Origin of the sequence: Candidatus Protofrankia californiensis (genome assembly GCF_900634765.1) — a bacterium.
Classification (GTDB): domain Bacteria; phylum Actinomycetota; class Actinomycetes; order Frankiales; family Frankiaceae; genus Protofrankia; species Protofrankia californiensis.
In genome coordinates this window covers 5005-10843 of record NZ_CAAAFT010000137.1, presented here as the reverse complement: position 1 = coordinate 10843, position 5839 = coordinate 5005, and the positions used below count along the sequence as shown (strand labels likewise).

At 68.0% G+C, this 5839-nt stretch carries 4 protein-coding genes and 1 pseudogene; 3 read left to right on the top strand and 2 right to left on the bottom strand.

What is annotated here, in order from left to right; translation table 11 throughout:
* The first annotated feature begins 84 nt into the window (after positions 1–84).
* The 3 genes from DD1DGNOD_RS08270 (at position 85) to DD1DGNOD_RS08260 (ending at position 3124) form a co-directional block, all read left to right on the top strand.
* The gene (locus DD1DGNOD_RS08270) at positions 85–852 is read left to right on the top strand and encodes a chorismate--pyruvate lyase family protein (protein WP_131769826.1); all 768 of its coding nucleotides are present in this window, start codon (positions 85–87) and stop codon (positions 850–852) included.
* Positions 853–1244: 392 nt separating this feature from the next.
* Positions 1245–2342 (top strand): ABC transporter ATP-binding protein, encoded by a 1098-nt coding sequence (locus DD1DGNOD_RS08265; protein WP_131765965.1) that lies wholly within the window; start codon positions 1245–1247, stop codon positions 2340–2342.
* A complete protein-coding gene (locus DD1DGNOD_RS08260; protein ID WP_131765964.1) occupies positions 2339–3124 on the top strand; it encodes an ABC transporter permease subunit in 786 nt (261 codons plus the stop codon). Before DD1DGNOD_RS08265 ends, DD1DGNOD_RS08260 begins: the two co-directional genes overlap by 4 nt.
* Positions 3125–3166: 42 nt before the next feature.
* Here the strand turns inward: DD1DGNOD_RS08260 and DD1DGNOD_RS08255 are convergent, their stop codons facing one another.
* Both DD1DGNOD_RS08255 and DD1DGNOD_RS27875 read right to left on the bottom strand, forming a co-directional pair.
* Positions 3167–4807, bottom strand: a complete 1641-nt coding sequence (locus DD1DGNOD_RS08255; protein WP_131769825.1) for a hypothetical protein — start codon at positions 4805–4807, stop codon at positions 3167–3169.
* A 472-nt stretch (positions 4808–5279) separates the two neighbouring features.
* Positions 5280–5839 (bottom strand): annotated as a pseudogene (locus DD1DGNOD_RS27875) (lipopolysaccharide biosynthesis protein); the annotation flags it as partial.

Here is a 5839-nt window from a genome sequence, read left to right as displayed (position 1 = left end):
CGTCTGGACGTCGTCGGCGGGCCCCGGCAGGGCCGATCCGTATCGGTACGACCGGCAATATAGGTACATGATAACGTTTTTTACGTGCTTTCCTCCTATCAAGGTCGAGTATCGAAATATAATGAAGTCATAGAGAATAAGATCGTTGTCGGGGGAAGGTGGCCGGGTACGCAGGTCGGATCGACACCGCCTCCGGTCGCGGGGTTCTCCACCACCGACACGGCCACGGAGACCAGCTCAAAGCTCGGTCCGCTCGAGCAACTGGTTCTGCGTGGCGACGGGTTGACCACCACGTCGCTGGAAATCCTCACCGGGCGTCAAATTACCGTTCGTATACGCCGCCAACAACGCTTTCCTCTGACCGTACCGGGACAGCCCAGCTACGCAGCGGATACGCGGGGAGCGAACGGTGATCCCCGATTCAACGATCTCAGCATCTACACCGATCTTGACACCTGCACCGATATCGGGCTGCACGACCTCGACGGCGAGACCGGGGACGATCTACTGGTTCGTGAAGTGTTACTCACTGGCGACAACGGCGTTGTCTACGGGACGGCATCCGTACTCGCCATCGTCAACAGACTTCCGACCGACGTCGCGCGCGACCTCGACACCGAGGAGCCTATCGGCAGGCTGCTCGTGCGGGCCGCCCTGCCGGTCGTCCGTGAACTGCAGTCGTGGGGACAGCTCCCGGCAGGAGACTTCGCCGCCCATCTCGGGTCGGATCTCAGCCCGGAATCCCGCGTGCCGGCCCGGACCTACCGGATGCGCGACATGCTGACCGGCCACCCCCTGACACTGATCACCGAGCGGTTCGCCCCCCGGCTGTTCGGGCACGCTCCAGGCTGACTGGCGGCACCGGCTGCACCGCGCTGCCACTCAGTGGCCCAGAGGCTTGGGCCTCCGACTACATGGAAAGAACATGATCGAACAACCTTTGGCCCGCCAGACGCCGTCGAGCAGCTCCGTGGGCCTCGTGCGCGGTCACACGGGATCTCCGCGGCAGGACCGGCCCGTGACGAACCGGTCGAAGGAACATCGCCGCGGTGGTCGCTGCATACTCCTACCGACTGTCACGATCGGTAGCATCATAGGTCAATGATCGTCATTACACGAAAATCAGCGATCGTCATTAAGCACAACTCGTTTCCATCCGTTACGCTCTGTTCGGTCAACGCCAGCCCAGTCAGGCGACCGTCTCACCCGGACCAGACGCCGGGGACCAAGGAGGCAACCACGTAATGACGGCGGAGACTCCGGCGAGGCCACTGCGGATACGACGGGGATCACGACGCCAGGCCCGTATGGACCTGCCACAGCCCCCGGCCGACACCGCCATCTGGAGCCAGGGGCTCACCAAGTGCTACGGCACCCGGCGCTCGGTAGACAAGATCGATATCCATGTTCCCGTGGGAGCGCTGTCCGGATTCGTCGGGCCGAACGGTGCCGGCAAGACGACCACCCTGCGGATGCTCCTCGGACTGATCAGGCCCAGCGCGGGACACGGTTTCGTGCTCGGGCATCCGATCGAGCGACCCGCCGGGTATCTGTCCCGGGTCGGAGCCATGATCGAAGGCCCGACCTTCCACCCCGGCCTGACCGGGCGGGCCAACCTGCGCCTGCTGGCACGCCTGCGCCGGCTGGGTCCGGATCGCGTCGCCGAGACACTGTCCATGGTCGGTCTCACCAGCCGGGCCGACGACCGGTTCACCTCCTACTCCCTGGGCATGAAGCAGCGCCTGGGGATCGCCGCCGCCCTGCTGCCGCGCCCCGAACTGCTGGTGCTCGACGAACCGACGAACGGGCTTGACCCGGCGGGCATCCGCGAGATCCGGAGTCTGCTCAAGGACCTCGCCGGGGGACGGATGACGGTCTTCGTGTCCAGCCACCTGCTGTCGGAGGTCGAACAAATCTGCGATCATCTGGTGATGATCAGGGACGGGCAACTGCTCTTCCAAGGTCATGTGACCGAACTGCTGGCCGCCGAGGATCCACGGCTCATCCTGACCCCCGAGCACCCCGGTGACGCGGCGCGCCTGGCAGCTCTGCTATGTGACCACGGTCTACGGGTCGACCCGCCCGAGGAGTCGTCGAACGGCTCGGTCAGTGTGCACGCCCCCGAAGGCACGGCCGCGAACCTCAACAAGATTGCCATGAACGCCGGTATCGCCCTGCGGGCGCTGAGCGCATGCCGGCCCACCCTGGAGGAGACCTTCCTGGTCGCGACCGGAGGAGTCGACGGGGACCTGATCCCACGCAGCCGCAGCTCCCCGGACACCTCGACGGGACTGCTCATCGCCGGGGCCGCCGCCTCGAACGCATCCGGACGGAGCTCATGACCGCGACGTTGCTGGCTGAGTGGGTCAAGCTCGGCCGCTCACGTTTCTTCTTCGGCACATTGGCAGCCGTCGTCTCGGTGGCAGCGCTCGGCGCGATACTGACCATGCTCTCGGTCGGACGCAGCGACTACGACGGCGTGGTTGTCACCGCGACCACGATGTCCCGCCCGGACGGGGTCATGCAGGGGCTGGAAGCCGTCAGCATCCTGCTCGGCGTGGTGGGGCTCGCCGTCACAGCCGCCGTGATCGGCGCCGACTACACCCACGGAACCCTGCGTAACCAGCTCATGGCTCAGCCGTACCGGCTCCGCCTGCTCCTGGGCAAATGCCTGGCCCTGGTGGCGTTCGTGGCGGTGATGATCGCTGCTGCCACCGTCGTGGCCGTCGCCGCATCGTTCGCCATCGCGCCTGTCAGGGGCGTGGACACAAGCGCCTGGCACAGCGTCGCCGGCCTGGCGGAGATCGGCAAGGGCTACGTGAACGTGCTGGCCTCGTCCCTGGGATACGCGACCCTGGGACTCCTCGTCGGGGTCGTGTTCCGCTCCCCCGCCGCCGCGGTGTCGGTCGGGCTGGCCTACGCGCTGCCGCTGGAGATGCTGGTGTCGCGGATCTGGAGCCCGGCCGCGAGCTGGCTACCCGCCCGGCTCATGGACGCCATGGCTGCAGGCGCGCGCGGATACCAGGTCGGCTACGAGACCGCAGGCATCCGGATCCTGGTCTTCTGCGCCGCGGCGATCGCGATCACACTGGTGCTGTTCGCGCGACGTGACGTGACGTCCTGACACCGGTGTGTCCTGACCGGTGAATCAGGTGAGAGGCTCGGGTCAGGTGAGCACGGCCCGCAGGTCGATCCGCATCAGCCACTGGTCGAGTTTGAACGGCGGGTACGGCCACGCAATGGCGTCCAGGACCAGCTGGTTGACCGGCAGCCACATCACCCGGCGTTGCGCGTCGACGGCACCCCGCCGCAAACCGACATAGCGGTTGGACGGCCCGCGCAGGTGGCGCAGACCGATGTCGATCGGGCGGCCGACCGCGAAAGTCATCCGCGTACCCCGCCCGGATGGGCGGACAACCTGCAGGGTGCCGTCAAGACCGGCGAGCACGACCGCCCCACTGGTCGGATCGAGCACGATGCTGCGGACAAGACCGCCCGAATCGGTGCCCGCCACGAAATAGTCCGGCGGGTTCAACGCTCCCCAGCTGCGCTGCGGCCAGCCCTCGGTTGCCGGTGTGCGGGTGACCAGACCACGGTCACCACCGATCTTCGGATAGACCGCGAGTGTCGCCGCGCGCAGTCCGTCCGACCGGGTGCGGGCAACATACAGGGTGCCGTTCTCGTCGAAACATGCGGTTTCCATCCGGGAGTCGTCCGCGGCGGCACGTACTGCGGTGCTACAAGGGGTAATTGTTCCGCTCCCCTGACTCCCGGTACCCGCCGAGTAGGAGAATTCCTGGATCGGAAAGGAAACCACCTGGTTGTCGGCGGTCCGACAGTCACTGATCAGTACGAAGCGCTCGTCGCCGGCCGCGCTCGTGGGATCGGTGACGACCTCGCGGGGGCTCACGACCACCGGTATGCCGAAGACCCGGACCTCGGGATACTGCCATGCCGCGCGCACCCGGCCCGCGGTGTCCACAACCAGCAGAGCCCCCTGGTCGGTGCCGAGGCTCGCGGCCCCGAAGTACTGCGCGATCACCAGGTGACCACTGGCCGGCAGCCGGCCGATCGCGGCCGGACCACGCGACCACCGTGGCTCCCCGCGACCTTCGTGCGGAAAGGCGCTCGCCGAGACCCCGGGCGGCGCGGCCACCGCAAGCTGGTCGGTCGTCCACGACCGCGTCGGATCGTAGCTCCAGGGCCGTCCGGGAGCGGGACGGTGGACCTGACCGAGTGCCGGCAGCTGTCCGTAGACTGCCGTGTCCCACCCGAAGTACGACACGGCCGAGACGAACACCACCCGTTCGTCAGCGCCCGAACCGATCACGGTCACGTCGGCGACGTCGGCACCGCCGACGCCACGGAACCACGCCTCGGCCCGAGGCAGGTGCGTCCGTCCGGTGTTCGACGGCACGACCAGCCGGGTGAAGCGCATCGTGTCGGGCTCGAACACCGCAAGCTCCATCCCCGTCCCGGTGGGCTGGGCCTGGTTGTCCGAAAACGGCGTGGTGGCGGTGAAAACGGTTCCATCGGAGGTGACGGTCGACATGTAGGCGGCCTGACCAGGGCCGAAGCCCCAGCCGGGCACGTCCACCGTGACGATCCGGATGTCCTCGGCTGTGTCCTGGGAGCTGTCGAGGTCTCCGAAGCTACCGGGTGCACCGAACAGCGCGAGCGCGCCGATGTCAGGAGCATCGACATGACCGCTGCCTCGCTGCGATCCGAACAGCATCCTGGCCGCCGCACCGGCAAGAGCTCCCAGACCTGCCGTGGTCGCGGCGGCCACCACCCAGCGACGGGTCACGCCCCGGTGCCTCGCCCGCGGCGCGCCCGCATCCTGACGTCCCTCATCCCGACATCCCTCATCCCGGCATGCTGCGTGGGCGCTGTCGGGTGGCGCGCAGGCAGGTACAGGGGCAGGTACAGAGGTGGGGATGGGGGTGGATTGCCCGGAATCCACCGGGCCGACCGGACGGCGCCGGGGCCGAACCGGAATCCACTCCCGAGGGGGGACCGAGTGCTCCTGCCGGCCTGCCGTCCGGTCGGGCTCGCCACCGGCGCGAGGGGATACTTCACCGGGTGTCGGCGAATGCCCCCCCGGTATGGAATCCCGACGCATGCCTCCTAGTTTCCGATGACGGCATGGTCCCGGTTCGTCAGGATCGGAAAACCGGTGGGGTGACCTACCTTTCGGTTTAGCACGCCCGGCGGCATCGGGTCCCCGCGGACCGGCGGGCCTGACGGCCGTATAGCGGCTACCACATGCTGCCGAACGGCTACTTGGATCGGCCGAGGATGAGACCGCCCGGCTCACGTACGGGTCCCCGGTCACGCGCTTCCGGGATCCCGGCCAGGCCGCGGGGGGACCCCCTGCTCGGCTGCCGGTCGACACCCGGATCCAACCCGCCTGTCCGCGTGTCCGGCCGGGTACCCACCCGCAGCCCGGACGCCCGATCCAACGGCACACCCGCAGTCGTGCCCAGTGCGGCGGGTGAATGCGCACGCAACACCAGGAAGCCGGCCAGGGAGGCGGTCACGGCCTGGCAACCGAGAGTGATCACCGCGGTGGCAACCAGATCCCCACCAGCCATGACCAGGCCACCGCCGGTGAGCACGGTTCCGGCCGCGAGCACGCCCACCACACCGCGGCAGCCCGCACCCAGCAGGTAGTTGGTGAACAGCAGCGTCACGGCCAGGCAGGTCATGGCAAGCGCCAACACCCACAGTGCGGACGCACCCCCGGTCAAGCCCGGACCGAAGACCTCCGACAGCAGGAACCGGGCGGCCACCCCGCCGATCGCCACCAGCAGCAGCCCGGGGGTGACCACCCACCCGC

Excerpts from the sequence above, each read along its gene's own strand:
- DD1DGNOD_RS08265 (WP_131765965.1), top strand. The coding sequence starts at position 1,245 with ATGACGGCGGAGACTCCGGCGAGGCCACTGCGGATACGACGGGGATCA.
- DD1DGNOD_RS08260 (WP_131765964.1), top strand. The coding sequence starts at position 2,339 with ATGACCGCGACGTTGCTGGCTGAGTGGGTCAAGCTCGGCCGCTCACGT.